Source organism: Longimicrobium sp. (assembly GCF_036388275.1).
Lineage (GTDB): Bacteria > Gemmatimonadota > Gemmatimonadetes > Longimicrobiales > Longimicrobiaceae > Longimicrobium.
In genome coordinates, this window is record NZ_DASVSF010000083.1 from 52,818 (window position 1) to 72,090 (window position 19,273).

Below are 19,273 nucleotides of genomic sequence, written 5' to 3' on the forward strand. Positions count from 1 at the left end.
TGTCCCGAAACGAGCCCGAAGGGCTTGCGAAGGGTGCCCGTCGTCTCCATCGTTTCCGATCCATACCCCGCCGCATCCCCGGCTTCGCGCGCGCGACGCGCCGCACTCCCTGCCCCCATCCATGGCCAAGCACACTCCGCCGTCGGACCAGGAGCTGTTCCAGATCGAATCGCTCGCCTGCGATGCCACGCCCGGTCCGTGGGAGCCGCAGGTGGTGCTGGACTACCAGACGGGCGAAAGCGCGCGCGTGGTGGTGCACGCCCCCGACGACGACGGCGAGCTGACGTACGTGGTGGAGCGCGAGCGCGACCTGGCCGAGGCCGACCAGCGCTACATCGCCGCCCTTCACCCCGACGCCGTGCTGCGCCTGGTGCGCGAGATCCGCCGGCTGCGGCGCGTGGGAGAGCGGTACGACGCGCTGTGCTCGGTGCTCGGCCACCTGAACGAGTTCCTGGAGCGGCGCGGCCTGGTGGCGCAGGCGCAGCGCTTCGTGGAGGTGCGTGCGCAGCTGGAGCGCATTCACCCGGAAGGCATCGACGGTACCGTGGCGCAGCCCGGCGCTCCTTCGGCCCGCCGTGAGCCCGCCGGATTCGTCGCTTGACCCCATGGGCGCCTTCGGGCGCCCATTTCGCATCCTGAACCCACCGCCCGTAGCTTCAGTGATGGCTGCCGCACGCGAGATTCGCCTTCCGGACCGCTTCTACCTGCCGCGCCCCGGCCCCGACGGCCGCGAGGTGCACGACGTGATGCCGTGGGAGGGCGCCCGGAGCTACGCCACCGACGGCGAGCGCGTGGGCATCCAGTTCACCGACGGGCGCGTGGTGTGGCTGGGCGACGCGCCCACGTCGGCGCTGGCGCCGGACCCCGCGGACGAGGCTCCCAGCTTCGCCGAGGACTTCGTGGACGTGAACCTCGACGCGCTGGTGGACGGGCTTCGCGTGTACATGGAGCGGCACCCCATTCTCAAGTCCGTGTGGCGTGAGGACATGGAGCGGCTGGATACGCTGCGCCGCCACTACCCGGGACAGGAGCCGCATGCGGGCGAGGGCGAGGCGGCGTAGGCGTTTCGGACGGGTGCGGATGAGCAGACGCGAGGGCGGCTCCGACGGGGCCGCCCTTCGTACGTTGGGCTCTCACCCCGGGGCTGTCATCCTGAGTCTTTCACCGTCCTCCGGCCGACCCTGAGGGATGAAAAGGGCTCGCGGGCGCCGTTTATGATTTGGACGAACTGGACTTTTTCTATTCAGCCCCAGGCGCACCGAACCTGCCCGTACGCAAGTCTCTGCGGGGCGAAGGATCTCGCCGCGGATGCCTTTCAGCCCGGGCGCGGCAGCGGTCACAAGCCCGAGGCCTCGGCTCTGCCGGGCGAATGAATTCGCTGCAACAACCACACGAAGTCCGCCTGCGCGGACTGGCCTGTTCTCGTGTGGGCAGGACCGTGGTGCACGCCCTGAAGGTGTGGCGGATCCCTCAGTAGCTGCGGGCGATGGCGCAGGGGAGGATTCCGACGGGGCCGCTCGTTCGGGATGACATCGCGCTGCGGCAGGTGCGGCGTGCGATCGACGTTCTCCCTCTCCGCACGCGGTTGTGCGGGGAGGGGCGGCGCGAGATCTTGTGTTTTCCCCGTTCTTCCGCGTATCCTCACCGCCGCCCGGAATCCGCAACGCCCCGCGACCCCGTCCGCCCCGATGATCTTCCGCAGACCGACCGTTCGCGCGCTCGCTGCCGCCGTCCTGCTCGCGCCCGCGCTGCACGCCCAGGAGTTTCGCCCCGCCGCCACCTTCATCCAGGTGAACGACGTCTACCGCATCGACGCGGTGGAGGGCGGGCGCGTGGGCGGGCTGGGCCGCGTGGTGACCGCCGCCGAGGCCGCGCGTCGCAGGACGGGCGTGCCCGTACGCGTGCTGCACGCCGGCGACTTCATCGCGCCCTCAATTGAAAGTCGGTACTTCGCGGGGCTGCAGATGATCGACGCGCTGAACTTCCTTCACGCCCGCGCGCCGATGATCGTCGTGCCGGGCAACCACGAGTTCGACGAGCGCCGCCCGGGCATGCTGGCCGGCGCCATCAACGCGTCGCGCTTTCCCTGGCTGGCCGCCAACGTCCGCCTGAACACCGGCGACGCGGGGGCCGACCGGCGCCTGGGCACCGACACCATCATCGACGCCGGCGGCATGCGCGTGGGCATCTTTACGCTCACCTTTGTGGACGCGCCCCGCGAGTACGCGTCCGTGGACACCGCGTACGTGGCCATCGCCGAGCGCCAGATCCGCGAGCTGGAGTCGCAGGGGGCCGAGGCCATCATCGGGCTGACGCACCTGGACCTGGGGCAGGACCAGCAGATCGCCGCGCTGCGCGCCACACACCCCAAGCTGGTGTGGATCGCGGGCGGGCACGAGCACTTCCTCATCCACCATCCGCTCACCGACAGCACCGCCGCCATCACCAAGGGCGACAGCAACGCGCGCCGCATCTGGCAGGTGGTGCTGGGCCGCCGCGGCGGAGCGCCGGCCGTGCGCGCGGACTCCATCGTGCTCGACGCCACGGTGGCCGTCGATCCCGCGTACCAGCGCCAGGTGCAGGCGAAGTGGGCCGACAGCATGCGCGCCAAGATCCCCTTCTTCGACCAGGTGATCGGGCGCGCCGCCACGCGGATGGACGCGTCGGAGGAGGTGGTGCGCAACGAGGAAAGCGCCTGGGGCAACTGGCTGGCCGACGTGATGCGCCGCGCCTACCCCGACATCCCCGCCGACGTCGGCATCCTGAACGGCGGCGCCATCCGCATCGACGACAGAATCCAGGGCGACATCCGCTGGGAGCACCTGGCGCGCACCTTCGGCTTTCCCACGCGGGTGGGGCTGGTGTGGCTGCGCGGGCGCGACCTGCGGGAAGCCGTGCTGGAGCGCGGCGTTTCGGGCGGCCGGGGCGAGGGGAGCTTCCTGCAGGTTTCCGGGATGCGCTTCAGCTATGACCGCTCGCGCGCGCCTGGGCAGCGGGTCACCTCGGTCGACATCCGGCGCGGCGACGCGTGGGAGCCGCTGGACGACAACCGCGTCTACGTGGTGGCGGTTCCCGACTACCTGATGGGTGGCGGCGACACGTACACCTTTCACAACCGCGCGGTCATGAGCATTCCGCCGGGGCCGGACCTGCGGCTGATGGCGTTCGACGCCCTGGCCGCCGCGTACGCCGCCGGGCAGCCCATCAGCCCGGCCGTGGAAGGCCGCATCACCGAGCGCGGCGCCGCGCGTCCATGACATCCCACACCCGGAGCGAAACGTGAGCCAGGCTACTCCTGCGTCCGCTGCCAACGCGTTCTCCTCCAGCGAGCTGGTGGTGCTCTTCGGCGACCAGTTCGTGCCCGACGCGTCGATGCTGTCCAGCAAGGAGGAAATCCTCACCAGCGGCGTGCGCGTCAACTCGCAGACGCTGATGGAAAAGGCCATGCACGCGGCCGTGTGGACGCTGCAGCGCGCGGGCGCCGTCCGGCTGGAGATCCGACAGGGCAAGGCGCTGTTCGGGCTGATCAGGACGCGGAAGCTGCACCTGGTGCGGGGCACGGCCTCCGCCAGCTATCCCGGGGGCTCGCTGGAGGCGCACCTGGTGGAGGCGGCGGGGATGGAGAACGAGCTGGATGGCGTGCTCGCGGCGTTCATCGGCCAGGACTCGCACGATCCCCCCGCGCGCGCCATCGGGCTGATGAAGCGGGGGCTTTACGGCCGCGGTTTGCTGGAGGTGGTGGAGGAGAAGACGTTGATGGTGTTCACCTCCATCAGGTACGTGCTTCCCGCCTCCACGCGCGAGCTGGCGTCGCGGCAGTCGGTGCAACCCATCAAGCAGCTGCTGGCGGAGGTAGAGCAGAAGGAGCCGGAGCTGTTCAAGGCGGTAGACAAGGCCATCGACTCGGCGCGGGTGAAGATGACGGAGGACAGCGACTGATGAAGAGCTACGTGATCGTGCTGGGCCTGGTGGCGGCCATCACCGGCGGCATCGTGTTCTTCGTGCTCCGCGACAACCAGGCGGCCCGCCGGCGCCAGACCGCCGAGGCCGAGGCGGTCGGGTTCGTGGCGACGCCGGCCACGTGGTTCAACGGCGACGAGAACGAGGGGGGGCACACGCTGACCTTTGCGTTCGTCGACGGGCAGAACAACGTGCACAGCCGCAGGATGGACGAGATCACCTGGTACGATCCGGCGAAGAAGTACAAGGTGTGCTACAACCCCGCCGACCCGAAGGACCACAAGCTCTACACCGCCGACCACAAGTGCGGCAGCTGACGGGTGGATCCACGGGGTCCGAATCGGACGAGACCGGCCGCCTTCCGTACGTGGGAGGGCGGCCGGTTTCGCCGAGGGGTCCTAAAGCGGGTAAACCCGCGGCATCGAGCCGAAACGCTCCACCGCAGCCCTGATTAGCCGAGTCCCACGCAATCGTGACCGCTGCCGCGCCCAAGCGATTACGTGCCCCACGCTAGATCCTTCGGCCCGCGAAGTGGCGTGTGGGGGTGAGTGCCATGAGCTTGGGCCTCAGGATGACAAGCCTTTGCGCGTCAATGGATTAGCGGCGCGCACCGACGTAGCTCGCTTCCCCCGCGCATTGCGGGGAAAGGGCTGGGGATGGGGGGCGACGCGGCATGCGCCCGAGCCAGCCTCACCGCCCCGACGTTCTCCCCTCTCCGCACAGCAGTACCGTGCGGGGAGGGGCCGGGTGAGGGGCGCCCGTCACCCCACCGGGTCGAACGCGAAGAGGCGGCGGAACGAGGCCTCGGTGACGGACGGCGGCGTCAGGCGAAACACCGTCTCGCGCAGCCGCACCGCCGCGGCGTTCTGCCACTGCCCGATGCGGCCGTAGGCCAGCGACTGCCGCGTGATCCACGCCGTGCGGCGGAATCGCCGTCCCTCGTACGCGCGCAGCCCCGCCGCGGCGTCGCTCGCGTTCGCCAGGCAGCAGGCGAGCACGGCCCCGTCCTCGATGGCCATGCACCCGCCCTGCCCCAGGTTGGGCGTGGTGGGATGCGCCGCGTCGCCCAGCAGCGTCACGCGCCCGCGCCCCCACCGGCGGACCGGCGGACGGTCGTAGGTGCCATTCTTCAAAATCTCCTCGTCCGGCGTGGCCTCGATCAGCTGCGGGATGGGCTGGTGCCAGCGGTCGAACATGCGCAGCAGCTTCGCCTTGCGCTCCGCCCCCTCGTCGGGCGCGTTCTCGGGCTCGTTCGCGGTGGCCCACCACGCGATTCGATCCCCGCCGATGGGCACGATGCCGAAGCGCTGGCCCCGGCCCAGGGTTTCGATCAGCGTGTCGCACTCCGCCGTTCCCGCGGGCGCCACGCCGCGCCACACGGGATAGCCGCGGTAGATGGGCGGGCCATCGTTCAGCAGCTGCTCGCGGACGGCGGAGCGCAGGCCGTCGGCGCCCACCAGGCAGGCGCCCGCGACGGAGCCCGCCTCGCCTGCGTCGACCTCCACGCCCGACGCGGTCTCGCGGAACCGTTCGAACGCGGCGCCGGTGTTCACCGCCCACGCGGGCAGCGCCTCCAGCAGAACGGAGTGAAGCTCCGCGCGGTGGATCAGCACGCCCGGCGCGTCCATCGCAGGAACGTCGAACACCGTCAGCAGGCGCCCGTCCGCGGCCCGCCCCTCGCCGCGCGTGTAGAGGTGCCCGCGGCGGATGATCTCGTCCAGCAATCCCCAGCGGCGAAGCTGGGCCGTAGCGTTGGGCCACAGGCTGATGCCGGCGCCCACCTCGCGCAGCTCGGGCGCGCGCTCGTACACCTGCGCGTCGATGCCCGCGCGACGCAGCGCGATGGCCGCAGACAGCCCACCGATCCCGCCGCCGATCACGATCACGCCGTCGCTCATCGCATCCTCCGTCCGCTGTACGCTGCAGCCCCGCCGGATTCTGGATGGCAAGCTACTCTGCCGCCACCCGTCGCGTGATAGGTGGATCAACTCATCCGCGGTGGGGAATGTCCTGACGGGAGAGGGCAGCCCGGGGAATGCGCCGGACCGGCCGAAGCGCACCTCACCCGCGCTGTCCGAGGCACAGGGAATGGTGACCGCTGCCGCGCCCAGCCGATTACCCGTCCGCAGCTGGATCCTTCGGCCCGCGAAGGTTGTGCAGGGGCAGGTTCGGCGCGCTTGGGCCTCAGGATGACAGGCCCTGGTGCGCGGCCCAGGGTTGGGGAGCGCGCCACACTGGCTCCCTTCCCCCGCGCGGTTTGCGGGGAAGGGCTGGGGATGGGGGGCGCCCGCCGATGCACCGAATCCAGCCTCCACCCGATCGATTTCTCTCCTCTCCGCACAGCAGTACCGTGCCGGGAGGGACCAGGGGTGGGGCGCCCTCTGGTTCGTGTCCGAGCTTCGGGTCAGGTGCGCGGGGCGAGACCCGTCAATTCCGCGCTGAGTTGCCAGAGGCGGCGCGCGGATTCGTCGTCCTGGGCGGCGCGGGACGGGTGCTTCGGCTTCTCGTCCTTGAAGTACTCGCCGGTGATGACCGCCACGTCCGGGGAGGAGGCGAGGTAGATGGCCGTGCGCGCGCCCTCCTCGGCCGTGCGGATGAAGGGCTTCAGCAGGCGTAGCGGCGCCCATCCGCCGAACAGCAGCGCCGTGCCCACGACGCCCGGGTGCAGGGCGTTCGCCGTCACCTCCGCCGCGGGGACGCGGCGGGCCAGCTCGCGGGTGAACAGGATGTTGAAGAGCTTGGCGTTGGAATAGGCGCGCAGGGCCCCGTACTTCCGGCGCATCTGGATGTCGTCCCACGAAAACGACGCGTGGTGGTGCGCTTCGGAACTCACCGTCACCACGCGGGCCGGGGCGCCGGCGCGAAGCGCATCCAGCAGCAGGTGGGTCAGCAGGAACGGGGCAAGATGGTTGACGGCCAGCTGCATCTCCACCTCGTCAGGCGTCTCCTGGCGCTTCTTCGTGTAGATGGCGGCGTTGTTCACCAGCACGTGGATGGCCGGATGGCGGGCGCGGATCTCCTCCGCGGCGGCGCGCACCTGGGCCTGGATCGCCAGGTCCGCGATCACCGTTTCCACCCGCGCGTGGCCGGCGGAGCGGACGATCTCCTCGCGCGTCCTCCGCGCCTTGTCCGCGCTGCGCGCGACGAGGACCACCGTGGCGCCCATCCCCGCCAGTGCCGCCGCCGTCGCCTGGCCGATCCCCGCCGTGGCGCCGGTGACCACGCACACGCGCCCCTCCATCTCCCCCGCCATTCGTTCCCCGTCCGTTACAGGATTCGGCCATGTCGCGGTTGCAGGATGCACGCGCCGACGCGAGTTTTCAGAGAGCATTCAGCAGACCAGAGGTGAAGCAGCGAATGACGCAGAAACTCGACCGCCGCGAATTCTTCCGCCGCGCCGCCGTGCTGGGTGGCGGCGCCTTCATGGCCCCCGGCCTGGTGGGGCTTTCCGCCTGCTCGCACGCCATCAACGGCCTTACGCGCACGCCCGGCTACGGGCCGCTGGTCCGCAGCGCGGAGGTCCCGGAGCTGTGGATTCCGCAGGGGTTCCGTGCGCGGAAGATCAGCACCACCAAGGCGCCGTCGCTCGTGAATCCCAACCTGACCGTCAAGTACGGCGTGGACGGGATGTCCGCGTTCCCCGGGCGCAACGGCAGCGTGCGCCTGGTGCGCAACCACGAGGTGTCGGACAACGTGACGGTGGCCAGGCTGCTGGGCCCGGGCGAGCGCGCCTACGACCGCAAGGCGGGAGGCGGCACCAGCACCCTGCAGCTTCGGCAGGCGCGGGACGGGGAGGTGGCGCTGGAGCAGGAGTTCATCAGCCTCAGCGGGACGCACACCAACTGCGCCGGCGGCCGTACGCCCTGGGGCACGTGGATCACCTGCGAGGAAACGACCGTGGGCCTGGCGCGCGGGTTCGAGCAGCCGCACGGCTACTGCTTCGAGGTGACCGCCAGCGCCGATGGCGAGGTGCAGCCGGTGCCGCTGAAGGCCATGGGCCGCTTCGTCCACGAGGCGGTGGCGGTGGATCCTGCGACCTCCATCGTCTACCTGACGGAGGACATCAGCTACGACGCCACCGTGCCGGCGGGGCGCGCCGCGGGCTTCTATCGCTTCGTTCCGGCAACACGGGGCGACCTGCGGACGGGGCGCCTGCAGATGCTTTCCATCGTCGACCGCCCGAACTACATCACCTTCCGGGGCCAGCAGCCAGGCGTGACGTACCGCACGGGCTGGGTAGACATCTCCGACCCGGACCCGGCGGCGGCCGAGGCGAACTCGTCCGCCGTGTTCCAGCAGGGATGGGCGCGGGGCGGTGCGGCGTTCCAGCGGCTGGAGGGGTGCTTCGCGGCCGACGGAAGCATCTACTTCAACTCCACCAGCGGGGGCGACGTGGGCGCCGGCCAAGTGTGGCGCTACCGGCCGGGCCGAGCGGACGCGGGAGAGCTGACGCTGGTGTTCGAGTCGCCGTCCCGCGACGTGCTGGACAGCCCCGACAACCTGTGCGTCAGCCCGCGCGGGGGGCTGGTGATCTGCGAGGACGGACAGGGTGTACAGTTCCTGCGCGGCCTGACCCCCGGCGGCGAGATCTTCGACGTGGTGCACACCGACGGCCCCTCGGCCGAAACTGCGGGCGCGTGCTTCAGCCCGAACGGACGCACGCTGTTCTTCAACATCCAGGGCGGAACCAACGCCGCCGTCTCGGCGAACATGCAGGGCGGCACGTACGCCATCTGGGGGCCGTGGGAGAACGGGGCTCTCTAACGGAAGGGCCTCACGCAGAGACGCAGAGCCGCGGAGAGAAAACCTCGGAGCAGTTCTCTCTGCGACTCTGTGCCTCTGCGTGATCCATGCAGTTGCTGTTCAGTCCAGCCCGTCCCACTCCGCGTGGAACCGCTCCAGGAACTGCTCCATGAACCGGTGCCGCCCCTCGGCCATGCGGCGCGCGGAGGGCGTGTTCATCCGGTCGCGGAGCAGCAGCAGCTTTTCGTGGAAGTGGTTGATGGTCGGGCCCGTGCTGGACTTGTAGCGCTCGAAGCTGTCGTGCATCTCCGGCGCCGCCTCGGGCTCGTGCATCGGACGGCCGCGACTTCCGCCGTACGCAAAGGCGCGCCCCACGCCCACGGCGCCGATGGCGTCCAGCCGATCCGCGTCCTGCACCACCCGGCCCTCGGGTGAGCTCATGGGCGTGGCCACCCCGGCGCCCTTGAACGACAGCTCGGCGATGATGGTAGCCACGTGCTCCGTCACCTCCGCGTCCACGCCGAGCCCCGACAGCCACTCCCGCGCGGCCCGCGGCCCCGCGCCGGCGTCGCCGCCGTGGAACTTGTGGTCGGCCACGTCGTGCAGCAGCGCCGCCAGTTCCACGACGTAGGCATCGGCCCCTTCCTCGCCCGCCAGCCGCAGCGCCACGCGCCGCACCCGGTGCACGTGCCACCAGTCGTGCCCCGTTCCCTCGCCCGACATCCGCTCCCGGACGAACGCTTCCGTCCGTCGGAGGATCTCTCCCGGCTCCATCGTCATCTGCCTCTTGTGCGGCTCGACCATGCTCATTAGGTTTGCAATGCAAACAGGTATGCAGCTCAGGAGGCACTTCGATGAACGAAACCGTGTTGTTGCCCGACCGGCTGGCGGAGCTGGAAGCGGTCACCCGTGAGTACGCGCGCTTCTCGCGCAGCGCGGGCGGGCTCGGGTCCGTGCTGGGCGGCCTGCTGTGTCTCGCCTCCTACGCGGCCGGCGGCCTGCTCGGCACCAGCGGGCCGGTGCGCGCGGCCCTGATCGCCATCCCGTTCGTCTGGATCGTGTGCAAGGAGCTGATGCGCCGGCACTACTACCAGCACCTGGGCGCCGCGGCGGAGCAGGAGACGCGCCGCGAGCGGCGCGGCCGCGCGGTCACCACCGTGGTGACGGCGCTCATCAGCATCACGATCACCGCCGGCGTGCTGGCCAGGGGCGATCGGGTGATGGACGCGGCCGGGTACCTGGCCGTCGTCGCGGCCATGCCTGTCGTGGCGTGGCTGTGGCTGCGGGCCCCGCTGGAGTTCGTGACGGGCATCTTCCTGATGTGCCAGGCGGCGCTGGCGTTCAACGGGACCGCGTATCCGCTGCTGGGCGTGGCCATCGTCTTCCCCTTCGCCGCCGTGGGGCTGATCGTGGCCGGCGTGCGCGACCACCTGCGGTTCCGCCGCGTGACGGAGCGTATCGGACGGCTCACCGGCGGGGCTGGCGCATGAACCCGGGCGAGGAACTCGGCTCGGTGATGCAGCTGGACCGGCTGGTCCACGAGCCGGCCCGCCTGCTGATCCTGGCCATGCTCGCCGGGGCCGAGGAAGTGGAGTTCCGCTTCATCGAAAAGCTGAGCGGCCTCAGCAAGGGCAACCTTTCCAGCCACATGAGCAAGCTCGAGGCGGGCGGCCTGATCGAGGTTCTCAAGTCGTTTCGCGGAAAGCGGCCGCTGACCACGCTCCGCATCACCCCGGCGGGACGGACGGCGCTGGACCGCTACCGCCGGCACCTGGCGGAGGTCGTCGCCGGCATCCCCACGCAATCCACCGAGGAGCCTTGAACATGCTACGCATCGTACTCGCAACCGTTCTCGCCGCCGTTCCCCTGGGCACGGCCGCCGCGCAGCCCGAGCTGGCGCCAGGGCGCGAGCTGACGGAATCGTTCTACGGAGGCCGTACCGCGCAGATCTGGGAGCGGATGGAGCCCGCGATGAAAAACGCCCTCGGCAGCCCCGATGCGCTCGCCGCCTTCCGGGCGCGCGTGGAGGCCGGCCTGGGCACCGAGACCGCCGTCGAGGCCGAGTCGGTCGCCCCCCTGGCGGCCTTCAGCGTCTACCGGCGGCGCGCCCGCTTCACGCGCTCTCCCGGCCTGGTCCTGGTGGAATGGACCGTCACCCCCGAGGGGCGCGTGGCGGGCTTTCGCATCGCCCCGGGCCAGGGGGCGCCGCAGCCCCCGGCGCCGAGCCAACACCTGGAGCATCGCACGCGGGCCAACCTGCGGCTGCCCTTCGACGGGGAGTTCTTCGTGGTGTGGGGCGGGCGCACGGTGCAGGAGAACTACCACGCCGTGCACCCCAACCAGCGCTTTGCCTACGACCTGCTGGTGATGCGCGACGGCGCCACCCGCACCGGCGACGGCAGCCGGAACGAGGACTACCACTGCTTCGGGCAGCCGATCCTCGCGCCGGCGGACGGGCGGGTGGTCCTGGCCGTGGACGGCGTCGCGGACAACGTTCCCGGGCAGATGAACGCGCCCAAGGTGGCCGGCAACCACGTGATCGTGGACCACGGGACGGGCGAGTATTCCGTGCTGGCGCACCTGCGCAGCGGCTCGGTGGCGGTGCGCCCGGGTGATCGCGTCGTCAGCGGCCAGCGGCTGGGCGAGTGCGGCAACAGCGGAAACTCGTCCGAGCCGCACCTTCACTACCAGCTGCAGGACGGGCCGGAGATGGGCCCGTCGGCCGGGCTTCCCGCGCAGTTCACCCAGTATCTGGCGGACGGCCAGCCGGTCGCCCGGGGCGAGCCAGTGCGCGGCCAAGCCATCCGCCCTGCGCCCGCCGTCCGTCGGACCAGGGATCCCTAATGGACTCGTCCGCCGCGGCGCCCGTCGTCGTGCTGATCGTGATCGAAGCCGGGGTGGTGAGCGCCCGAAGGCGCCAGCGCTAGACGGCGGGGCGGGAGCGGTCGGCGACCAGCGTCGCGAAGCCGTTCTCGTCGGCGATGTCCAGCGCGTAGTCCAGCGGCCGGTCCTTGCGGATCCACGGGAAGGGGAGCACGGGAATGGGCTCCAGCAGCTCGGCCAGTGCCTCCAGGTTGGTGCGCTCGGCGATCCCGGGGCGGTCGGGGCTCACGTTGTTCAGCACCACGCCGCGCACCCGCAGGCCGGCGTCGTGGGCGGCGCGCACGGTGAGCATGGTGTGGTTCAGCGCCCCCAGGCGGTTGCCGGCCACGATCACCAGGTCCAGGTCCCACCCCACGAACAGCCCGTCCCACGCCAGGTCGCGGGTCAGCGGCACCAGCAGCCCCCCTGCGCCCTCCACCACGATGCCGTCGCGCCCCTCGCACAGGGAGCGGTACGCCACGTCGAGCGCGTTCAGGTCCAGCACGCCGCCCGATCGAGAGAGCGTCACCCACGGGGCCAGCGGCTCGGTCAGCAGCAGCGGGCGCACCAGGTCGATGGAGTCTTCCGCGCCCGCCGCGTCGCGAAGGCGCAGGGCATCGCTCGCCGGGTCGTCGGCCTTGACCCCCGTTTCGATGGGCTTCATGCCGGCCACGCGCATCCCCCGCCGCCGCATCAGCCCCAGCAGGACCGTGCCCACGTACGTCTTCCCGACGCTGGTTTCGGTTCCCGTTATCCCCAGCCGGATCATCGGTCTTCACTCCGGGTGCGCGCGGGTGCGGAAAGGGCTTGTGCCGAGCGCCCGCCGACCCGAATCTGTACGACGATGGCTCCCCATGGAGCCTCCACAAGGTGGGTCCGCCGCCGCCCGCGCGAAAGGCCCCGGCAGAGGTCCGCATGGTACACGCCACGCTCCGCACGGTCCCGTGGCACGTGCTTCCCGGCCCCGGCCAGCACCTTGCATCATCCCGCGCGCCGGTCTGGTTCATGGGCACCTCCTGAATCGTTACGATGCCGCACCGAATGCGCACCCGACCGCCGCTTTCCGTACCCGCACTCCCCGGGCGTGACGAGCTGTACCGTCTGCTGGTGGAGAACGTCACCGACTACGCCATCATCATGCTGAGCCCGGAGGGCCGCGTGGTGACGTGGACGGAGGGCGCGGAGCGGATGTTCGGGTACCGCGAGGCCGAGGTGCTGGGCAGCCCCTTCTCCATCTTCTTTCCCGCCGAAGACGCCGAGTCGGGCACGCCCGAGCGCGACCTGCACCAGGCGGCGGCGGATGGGCGCTGCGAAACGGTCGCCTGGCGGATGCGGCAGGACGGCTCGCGCCTGTGGGTGAGCGTGGTGATCACGGCCATCCACGACCAGTCGGCGCGGCTGATCGGGTTCGGGCAGATCACCCGCGACCTCACCGAGCGCAAGGAAGTGGCGATCCGGTACGAGGAAAGCCGCCAGCGCTACCGCTCGCTCTTCGACAACAACCCCGACGCCATCTGCTCGTTCGACCTGGACGGCACCCTGCGCACCGCCAACCCCGCGGCCGAGGCGCTGACCGGCTACGAGATCGAAGACCTGCGGATGCGCTCGTTCTGGTCGCTGATGGCGCCGGACGACCGCGACCGGATGCGCGCGCTCTTCGAATCGGCGGCGCAGGGCGAGCCCTGCCACGCGCAGACGGCGCTGGTGCACCGGGTGGGCAAGCGGGTGGACCTGCGGGTGACGCTGGTGCCCATCATCGTGCAGGGGCAGAACATCGGCGTGTACTGCATTGCCGAGGACGTCACCGAGCGCCTGCGCGCCGAGGCGGAGCGCGAGTCGCTTCTGCTGCGCGAGCGCATCGCCCGCGCCGAGGCCGAGGCGGCCAACCAGGCCAAGACGCACTTCCTGGCCGTGGTGACGCACGAGCTGAAGACGCCGCTGCACGCCATCACGGGGTACACGGAGCTCCTGCGCGAGGAGGCCGCCGCGCTCAGCGACATGCAGCGGCGCCACCTGGAGCGAATCCGCAGCAACGGCCACCAGCTGCTGCGGATGATCGAGGACGTGCTGGGCTATGCGCGGCTGGACGCGGGAGGCGAAGGCGTGAAGCTGGGCCAGGTAAAACTGGCCGAGGTAGCGGCCGAGGCAGTGCGCGAAATCCTGCCCACCGCCACGCAGAAGGGGCTGACGATCGAGATTCACGAGGCCGACGGCTGCATCGCCGAAACCGACAAGCGCCGCGCGCGCGAGCTGCTGCGCGCGCTGCTTTCCAACGCGGTGAAGTTCACGGAGGCTGGGCGGGTGGACGTGACGCTCAGCCGCGATACGTCGTGGGTGGCGGTGGAGGTGTCGGACACGGGGATCGGGCTGGACACCGACCAGATGGAGATGATCTGGGAGCCCTTCTGGCAGGCGGCCAACCCCATGACCCGCAAAGCGGGCGGCAGCGGGCTGGGGCTGAGCATCGCGCGGCGGCTGGCGACGCTGCTGGGGGGAGACCTGCAGGTGTCCAGCACCCCCGGCCAGGGGAGCAGCTTCACCCTGCGCCTCCCCATCGCCCACGGGTGAGGGGGGCACAGAAGCACGGGCCTCCGCCCTGCTGGGGCGACTGAAGTCGCGGCGTCGCGGCAACAAAGGCACAAATTCCGCCTTCGCGGACTGCACGCGCAGTTGGGTGCGCAAAGGCCAGCTGAAGCGCAGTTCAGGTCTCCCCCTCCCCTGCGCAGCGGGGGACGGGGGCCCGGGGGGAGGGGGCTCCCAGGGACACGCTCCTAGTCCTGTCGAACCGCCACCGAAGTGCACCTCTCTCCCGCGCTGTTTGCGGGGGAGAGGCCGGGAGAGGGGCCCGCCGTGGCATGCGAGGCACCCAGCCCCATCCGGCACGAAGTTCCCCCCTCTCCCGGCGCAGTTTGCCGGGGGAGGGGTCGCCCTTCAGTCCCGGATTACGAACAGCTTCTCGATCAGCGTCGCCACGCCGGAAACCAGCCACCCCAGCGGCCCCAGGATGCGAGGCCGGCGCGCGTCCAGGCTCACCTCGGCCAGGTCCACCCGCGTGGAAAGCATCCGCTGCTGCGCCTCCAGCACGTCGATCTCGCCCTGCACCCGCGCAAGCTCGCGCTCGATGGCCACCAGGTCCGCCGTCGCCGCGGCGTTCCCCAGGTAGGCGCGCAGCCGGTCGCGCACCGTGCGCAGCGTCCCCAGCCGCGCCTCCACGTCCACCACCTGCGCCGTCACGTCCTGCCGCCGCACCGTCCGGCGCTTCACCGTCCCCATCCCCGACAGCTGATCCAGCACGCCGTTCAGCGCCGGCGCGGGCACCCGCAGCGACATGTGCAGGTCGCTTTCGCGCAGTTCCGCCTCTCCCACGTACCCGCCCAGCGCCACCGTCAGGCTGTCGGCGGCGCGGTGGAGACGGGCGAGGCTGTCCGTCACCATCGACAGGCCCGCCTGCTGGATCACCGCGCGCTGGCCGGGAACCCCCGGCGGCGGCGGGGCCGGCAAGGCGGCGGACATCGAGCGTGCGGAGCTGCACGCGGATGCGGCGGCCAGCAGGGCCAGGCAAACGATCGGGCGGATGCGAATCATCGGACGGGGCGGCGTGGCGTGGAGGTGCAAGGTGGATGGACGGAGAACGTGCAATGGCGGGCGGATGGGACGCAAGATCCGCCATGACGCGGCGGCAAACGCACGATCCTCCCCGGCCGGCCGCTCTCGACATCCGGTGGGGGCGCGCTTACACTGATGCCCGGCGCCCCCCCGGCCTTCCTCCCCGCGATCCCATCTCCATGCAGCCCACCGCGTCCGTCCCCGCGAACCGCCAGTACAAGTACTACGACTTCATCACCGGCGCCTTCGTGGCCGTGCTGCTGACGGCCAACCTGATCGGCCCGGCCAAGATCTGCACCCTGTGGGGATTCACCTTCGGCGCGGGAATCCTCTTCTTTCCGCTCTCGTACCTGTTCGGCGACATCCTGACGGAAGTGTACGGCTACGCCCGCGCTCGCCGCGTGGTGTGGACGGGATTCGCGGCGCTGGCGTTCGCCAGCCTGATGAGCGTGGTCGTGCTTCGCCTGCCACCGGCGCCCGGCTATGCGGGGCAGGAGGCATTGGAGTCGGTGTTCTCGCTCACGCCGCGCATCGTCCTTGCCTCGCTGGCCGCGTTCTGGGCCGGCGAGTTCACCAACTCGTTCGCCCTCGCCAAGATGAAGCTCGCCACCGCGGGCCGGCACCTGTGGAGCCGCGCCATCGGCTCCACGGCCGTGGGCGCCGGGGTAGATACGCTGATCTTCTATCCCGTGGCGTTCCTGGGCGTATGGGCCACCCGCGACGTGCTGGTGGTGATGGCCACCAACTACGTCCTCAAGGTGCTGTGGGAGGTGATCGCGCTCCCCATGACCTACCGGGTGGTGGCCGCGCTCAAGCGGGCCGAGCACGAGGACTGGTTCGACCGCGATACCGACTTCACCCCCTTCTCCCTCCAGGCTGGCTGACCGATGAAGCTCGACCTGATCCAGACCCTGGCCTTCGCAGGCGTCGTCCTGTTCCTGGGCTATGGCGTCCGCAGGCTGGTTCGCCCGCTGGCGCGCCACAACATCCCCGCGCCGGTGATCGGCGGGCTGATCGTGGCCGTGCTGATGGTGTGGGCGCGCTCCGCCGGGCAGACGCCCTTCGAGTTCGACACCACGCTGCAAAGCCCGCTGATGGTGGCGTTCTTCACCAGCATCGGCTTCGCGGCCAGCCTGCGCCTGCTGAAGGTGGGCGGCCCGCAGGTGCTGATCTTCTTCGGCGTGGCCACGGCGTTCGCGGTCGTGCAGAACCTGCTGGGGGCCGGGCTGGCGATGGCCATGGGGCTTCACCCGCTCTTCGGCGTGCTGACGGGCTCGGTGACGCTCACCGGCGGCCCGGCCACGGGGCTGGCCTTCGCCCCGCTCTTCGAGGAGGCCGGTGTTCCCGCCGCCGCCACGGTGGCGGTCGCCTCGGCGATGGTGGGCATCGTGGCGGGCGGCGTGATCGGCGCCCCCATCGCCACCCGGCTGATCGAGCGGAACGGGCTGCGCCGGGCCAAGGGCGAGGTGACGGAGATGGACACGCCCGTGGCCACGCAGATCGTCGAGGAGCAGCTGGACGACCAGCCCGCGGCCACCCCCGCCGGCGAGGACGAGGAATCGTTCGTCCTGCTGCAGTCGGTGGTGCTGGTGCTCGTCGCCATGTGGCTGGGCGGATACCTGAGCGCGTGGTTCACCTCGGTCGGCATCAAGCTTCCCGCCTACATCGGCGCCATGCTGGTGGCGGCGGTGATCCGCAACCTGGACGACGTCACCGGCCGCATCAAGGTGTCTCAGCGGGTGATCGACGACGTGGGGAACGTGGCGCTGGCGCTGTTCATCGTGATGGCGCTGATGACGCTGAAGCTGTGGGAAATCGCCAACCTGGCCCTGCCGATGCTGGTGATCCTGGCCGCCCAGGTGGCGCTGATCGCCGCCATCGTGTGGCCCATCTTCCGCCTGATGGGGCGCGACTACGAGGCGGCGGTGATGGGCGGCGGGTTCGTGGGCTTCATGCTGGGCACCACGGCCAACGCCATGGCCAACATGCGCGCCCTGGTGGAAAAGTTCGGCCCGGCGCCCCGCGCCTTCCTCGTAGTGCCGATGGTGGGCGCCTTCTTCATCGACTTCACCAACGCGCTGGTGATCACCTTCTTCGTGAACGTGCTGCGGTGACCGGCTCACCCATCCGCCTCGGGCAGATTCCCCTCGTGGGTGACGAGCCGGCAGAATCCCAGCCCTCCACCCGGCCGCTGTTCCTGCTGGCCGACAGCCAGCTGCTGTTCTGGGACGATGCCGACGGCCGCTTCGTGCAGCGTCTTGCGCGGCTCGCGGGAGGCGGCGCCTTTCGCGCCGCGTACCTGGGCGCCAGCAACGGCGACCAGCCCGAGTACTTCCAGCTGTTCCAGGCCGCCATGGCTGGCACCGGGGCGGAGTGCCGGATGATTCCCGCCGAGCCGTCCGGCGACGACATGGCGTTCCTGCGCTCCGCCGCGCTGGTGCTGCTGGCGGGGGGCGACGTGCAGCGTGGATGGACGGCGTTCGAGCGGAGCGGCGTGCGCGAAGCCGTGGCCCAGCGGCACCAGGAGGGCGCCGTGCTGGTGGGCGTGTCGGCGGGCGCGGTGCAGCTGGGGATGGCGGGGTGGCCCGAGGGGAGCACGGCGCAGCTGTTCGCCACCTGGGGGCTGGTGCCGTTCCTGGTGGGCGCGCACGCCGAAGCAGACGACTGGGCGGAGCTGCGCGCCGCGGTGCTGGCCCACGACGGGCTGGCGGTGGGATTCGGCATTCCGTGGGGCGGCGGGATGGCGTACCATCCGGACGGCGCCGTCGAGCCGATTCGCCATCCCCTGGTGGAGGTGCGCGCCTCCGACGGGCGGGTGACGACCGCGATGGTGCTGCCTCCGTCCGCCGCGAACGCGGAGACGGACGAGGACGAAGTCACGCCGTAAACGCTCTCCCCCCGCCGCTCGCGCACAAGACTCTGGTGCGGAGCGGACCGCCGCACTACATATAGTGGGCGGCGGGTGCATCCCCCATGCACGACCCCCACCCGTGGCGCCGCCCTCTCCATCCGGGCACCCCTGAAACATCCAGAGCCGCGCCGCGGTATGAAGTGAGACGGGCTGGTCGCCCGGCTGTTACGCGGGCACGCCATCCTTGGCACCGAACTGGCTTTACCCAGTACCACCAAGACCTCCCCCCGCGCCGTTTCGCTCGGCGGCGCGGCGGGCCGCACCCGGCGGCAGCGTCCGCCGAAACTCCTGTGACCGGGAGCGTAAGTGCGAGGAAACGGATCGGGCGGCTCCCTTCGGCGAGAGCTGGAGCACCGCATCAGAAACGGAAGGTGTGTGTACTGCCGGGCCCCAGCGGCCCCGGACCGGCCCCTCACCCGAGAGCACGTGATCCCCCAGGCCCGCGGCGGCCGAAGAAAAGACGCCCGCATCATCGTTCCCGCCTGCGCCGACTGCAACCACCGGCGAGGCTGCCAGGAAGTCGTTCTCTTCCTTCTTGCCCGTCCCGGGCGCATCCTGGCTTTCCTGGAATACCTTTCTACGCTATCTCCCGACACCGCGCGGCAGATCGACGTGCGCGTCTTTGCCGAGGTGTACGCCGCCGTGTGGCTGCTGGCCGAAAGCTCGGCGGGAGGCGAGCCGTGGCGCACGCAGGTTCGGCGGCTGTGCGCGGGGCGGCGATTGCACCGGCGGCGCTACGCGGCCCGGCGCATCGTCACCGCGGCGGCGGTGCGCATCGAGCGGGCGCGCGACCGGCACGCCGTCGCCGCGCCCAGCTGCCTGCTCCCCGTGTCCATGGGCATGGACGCGGGACGGCACGCGCCCACGCTGGGCCGGGGAATGGCCACGCTGATCGGCACGCTCTCACTGGTGTGGGACGCGCCCGCCGAGCAGGTGCTTCGCGAGCTGGAGCGCGAGCGCCACCGCGCCCACCGCACGGCCGAACCCCGCCGCGCCCGCCCCGGCGCGGGGCCCGTCTCGGACGACGAGGGGGACGAGGACGAAGAGGTCGTGTCGCTGGATGGATGGAAGCGGCGCCGGGGGCGGAAGCGCCGTGTGCGCGTGGACCCGCGCGGGGGAAGGAGCGGCGCCCGCGGGCGGGGGCGCGCGGCGTGACATTCCTCCGGCGGCTCGCTCACCCATCGACGGAGA

The 19,273-nt window shown here is 70.9% G+C and carries 19 protein-coding genes; 14 read left to right on the forward strand and 5 right to left on the reverse strand.

Annotation, left to right across the window (positions count from 1 at the left end):
- Nucleotides 1-121 precede the first annotated feature (121 nt).
- From VF632_RS17195 to VF632_RS17215, 5 genes are all read left to right on the forward strand, one after another.
- Nucleotides 122-601 (forward strand): hypothetical protein, encoded by a 480-nt coding sequence (locus VF632_RS17195; protein ID WP_331024160.1) that lies wholly within the window; start codon nt 122-124, stop codon nt 599-601.
- Between the two features lie 61 nt (nt 602-662).
- A complete protein-coding gene (locus tag VF632_RS17200) occupies nt 663-1,061 on the forward strand; it encodes a hypothetical protein (RefSeq protein ID WP_331024161.1) in 399 nt (132 codons plus the stop codon).
- Between the two features lie 627 nt (nt 1,062-1,688).
- The gene (locus VF632_RS17205) at nt 1,689-3,257 is read left to right on the forward strand and encodes a bifunctional metallophosphatase/5'-nucleotidase (RefSeq protein WP_331024162.1); all 1,569 of its coding nucleotides are present in this window, start codon (nt 1,689-1,691) and stop codon (nt 3,255-3,257) included.
- Nucleotides 3,258-3,279: 22 nt separating this feature from the next.
- Nucleotides 3,280-3,939 (forward strand): hypothetical protein, encoded by a 660-nt coding sequence (locus tag VF632_RS17210; protein WP_331024163.1) that lies wholly within the window; start codon nt 3,280-3,282, stop codon nt 3,937-3,939.
- A complete protein-coding gene (locus VF632_RS17215) occupies nt 3,939-4,277 on the forward strand; it encodes a hypothetical protein (RefSeq protein WP_331024164.1) in 339 nt (112 codons plus the stop codon). Before VF632_RS17210 ends, VF632_RS17215 begins: the two co-directional genes overlap by 1 nt.
- 444 nt (nt 4,278-4,721) lie before the next feature.
- On the opposite strand, the gene VF632_RS17220 is transcribed toward VF632_RS17215, so the two are convergent.
- On the reverse strand, nt 4,722-5,858 hold the full coding sequence (locus VF632_RS17220) for an FAD-dependent monooxygenase (protein WP_331024165.1): 1,137 nt from the start codon (nt 5,856-5,858) through the stop codon (nt 4,722-4,724).
- 506 nt (nt 5,859-6,364) lie between these two features.
- Nucleotides 6,365-7,213 (reverse strand): SDR family oxidoreductase, encoded by an 849-nt coding sequence (locus VF632_RS17225; protein WP_331024166.1) that lies wholly within the window; start codon nt 7,211-7,213, stop codon nt 6,365-6,367.
- 104 nt (nt 7,214-7,317) lie between these two features.
- On the opposite strand from VF632_RS17225, the gene VF632_RS17230 reads away from it, so the two are divergent.
- Nucleotides 7,318-8,724 carry a PhoX family protein gene (locus VF632_RS17230; RefSeq protein WP_331024167.1) on the forward strand — a complete coding sequence of 469 codons (1,407 nt, stop codon included), beginning with the start codon at nt 7,318-7,320 and terminating at the stop codon, nt 8,722-8,724.
- Nucleotides 8,725-8,823: 99 nt separating this feature from the next.
- Here the strand turns inward: VF632_RS17230 and VF632_RS17235 are convergent, their stop codons facing one another.
- Nucleotides 8,824-9,513: an HD domain-containing protein gene (locus tag VF632_RS17235; protein ID WP_331024168.1), complete on the reverse strand. Its 690-nt coding sequence runs from the start codon at nt 9,511-9,513 to the stop codon at nt 8,824-8,826.
- A 44-nt stretch (nt 9,514-9,557) separates the two neighbouring features.
- Between VF632_RS17235 and VF632_RS17240 the strand changes: the two genes are divergently transcribed.
- The 3 genes from VF632_RS17240 to VF632_RS17250 are packed head-to-tail and all read left to right on the forward strand — an operon-like array spanning nt 9,558 to nt 11,547.
- Nucleotides 9,558-10,193 (forward strand): hypothetical protein, encoded by a 636-nt coding sequence (locus tag VF632_RS17240; protein WP_331024169.1) that lies wholly within the window; start codon nt 9,558-9,560, stop codon nt 10,191-10,193.
- Nucleotides 10,190-10,525 (forward strand): transcriptional regulator, encoded by a 336-nt coding sequence (locus VF632_RS17245; protein WP_331024170.1) that lies wholly within the window; start codon nt 10,190-10,192, stop codon nt 10,523-10,525. Before VF632_RS17240 ends, VF632_RS17245 begins: the two co-directional genes overlap by 4 nt.
- 2 nt (nt 10,526-10,527) lie before the next feature.
- Entirely contained in the window at nt 10,528-11,547 is a 1,020-nt protein-coding gene (locus tag VF632_RS17250; protein ID WP_331024171.1) for a M23 family metallopeptidase, read from the forward strand.
- Between the two features lie 79 nt (nt 11,548-11,626).
- Here the strand turns inward: VF632_RS17250 and bioD are convergent, their stop codons facing one another.
- Nucleotides 11,627-12,334 carry a dethiobiotin synthase gene (gene bioD / locus VF632_RS17255; RefSeq protein ID WP_331024172.1) on the reverse strand — a complete coding sequence of 236 codons (708 nt, stop codon included), beginning with the start codon at nt 12,332-12,334 and terminating at the stop codon, nt 11,627-11,629.
- A 272-nt stretch (nt 12,335-12,606) separates the two neighbouring features.
- Between bioD and VF632_RS17260 the strand changes: the two genes are divergently transcribed.
- Nucleotides 12,607-14,133, forward strand: a complete 1,527-nt coding sequence (locus tag VF632_RS17260; RefSeq protein WP_331024173.1) for a PAS domain S-box protein — start codon at nt 12,607-12,609, stop codon at nt 14,131-14,133.
- Between the two features lie 363 nt (nt 14,134-14,496).
- On the opposite strand, the gene VF632_RS17265 is transcribed toward VF632_RS17260, so the two are convergent.
- Nucleotides 14,497-15,150, reverse strand: coding sequence for a DUF4349 domain-containing protein (locus VF632_RS17265; RefSeq protein ID WP_331024174.1), 654 nt, complete (start codon nt 15,148-15,150; stop codon nt 14,497-14,499).
- A gap of 200 nt (nt 15,151-15,350) precedes the next feature.
- On the opposite strand from VF632_RS17265, the gene VF632_RS17270 reads away from it, so the two are divergent.
- The 4 genes from VF632_RS17270 to VF632_RS17285 all read left to right on the forward strand — a co-directional run bounded on the left by VF632_RS17270 (nt 15,351) and on the right by VF632_RS17285 (nt 19,237).
- Nucleotides 15,351-16,055, forward strand: coding sequence for a queuosine precursor transporter (locus VF632_RS17270; RefSeq protein ID WP_331024175.1), 705 nt, complete (start codon nt 15,351-15,353; stop codon nt 16,053-16,055).
- 3 nt (nt 16,056-16,058) lie between these two features.
- Nucleotides 16,059-17,285, forward strand: coding sequence for a sodium/glutamate symporter (gene gltS, locus VF632_RS17275; RefSeq protein WP_331024176.1), 1,227 nt, complete (start codon nt 16,059-16,061; stop codon nt 17,283-17,285).
- Complete coding sequence (locus VF632_RS17280) at nt 17,282-18,058, forward strand: Type 1 glutamine amidotransferase-like domain-containing protein (RefSeq protein WP_331024177.1); 777 nt, start codon at nt 17,282-17,284, stop codon at nt 18,056-18,058. The genes gltS and VF632_RS17280 overlap by 4 nt, the downstream gene beginning before the upstream one ends.
- Before the next feature lie 399 nt (nt 18,059-18,457).
- Nucleotides 18,458-19,237 (forward strand): HNH endonuclease, encoded by a 780-nt coding sequence (locus VF632_RS17285; protein WP_331024178.1) that lies wholly within the window; start codon nt 18,458-18,460, stop codon nt 19,235-19,237.
- Nucleotides 19,238-19,273 lie beyond the last annotated feature (36 nt).

Coding starts and splice junctions, on each gene's coding strand:
- gltS (WP_331024176.1), top strand. CDS start 16,059: ATGAAGCTCGACCTGATCCAGACCCTGGCCTTCGCAGGCGTCGTCCTG.
- bioD (WP_331024172.1), bottom strand. CDS start 12,334: ATGATCCGGCTGGGGATAACGGGAACCGAAACCAGCGTCGGGAAGACG.
- VF632_RS17230 (WP_331024167.1), top strand. CDS start 7,318: ATGACGCAGAAACTCGACCGCCGCGAATTCTTCCGCCGCGCCGCCGTG.
- VF632_RS17235 (WP_331024168.1), bottom strand. CDS start 9,513: ATGAGCATGGTCGAGCCGCACAAGAGGCAGATGACGATGGAGCCGGGA.
- VF632_RS17270 (WP_331024175.1), top strand. CDS start 15,351: ATGCAGCCCACCGCGTCCGTCCCCGCGAACCGCCAGTACAAGTACTAC.
- VF632_RS17220 (WP_331024165.1), bottom strand. CDS start 5,858: ATGAGCGACGGCGTGATCGTGATCGGCGGCGGGATCGGTGGGCTGTCT.
- VF632_RS17265 (WP_331024174.1), bottom strand. CDS start 15,150: ATGATTCGCATCCGCCCGATCGTTTGCCTGGCCCTGCTGGCCGCCGCA.
- VF632_RS17205 (WP_331024162.1), top strand. CDS start 1,689: ATGATCTTCCGCAGACCGACCGTTCGCGCGCTCGCTGCCGCCGTCCTG.
- VF632_RS17225 (WP_331024166.1), bottom strand. CDS start 7,213: ATGGCGGGGGAGATGGAGGGGCGCGTGTGCGTGGTCACCGGCGCCACG.
- VF632_RS17250 (WP_331024171.1), top strand. CDS start 10,528: ATGCTACGCATCGTACTCGCAACCGTTCTCGCCGCCGTTCCCCTGGGC.
- VF632_RS17240 (WP_331024169.1), top strand. CDS start 9,558: ATGAACGAAACCGTGTTGTTGCCCGACCGGCTGGCGGAGCTGGAAGCG.
- VF632_RS17260 (WP_331024173.1), top strand. CDS start 12,607: ATGCGCACCCGACCGCCGCTTTCCGTACCCGCACTCCCCGGGCGTGAC.
- VF632_RS17215 (WP_331024164.1), top strand. CDS start 3,939: ATGAAGAGCTACGTGATCGTGCTGGGCCTGGTGGCGGCCATCACCGGC.
- VF632_RS17195 (WP_331024160.1), top strand. CDS start 122: ATGGCCAAGCACACTCCGCCGTCGGACCAGGAGCTGTTCCAGATCGAA.
- VF632_RS17200 (WP_331024161.1), top strand. CDS start 663: ATGGCTGCCGCACGCGAGATTCGCCTTCCGGACCGCTTCTACCTGCCG.
- VF632_RS17245 (WP_331024170.1), top strand. CDS start 10,190: ATGAACCCGGGCGAGGAACTCGGCTCGGTGATGCAGCTGGACCGGCTG.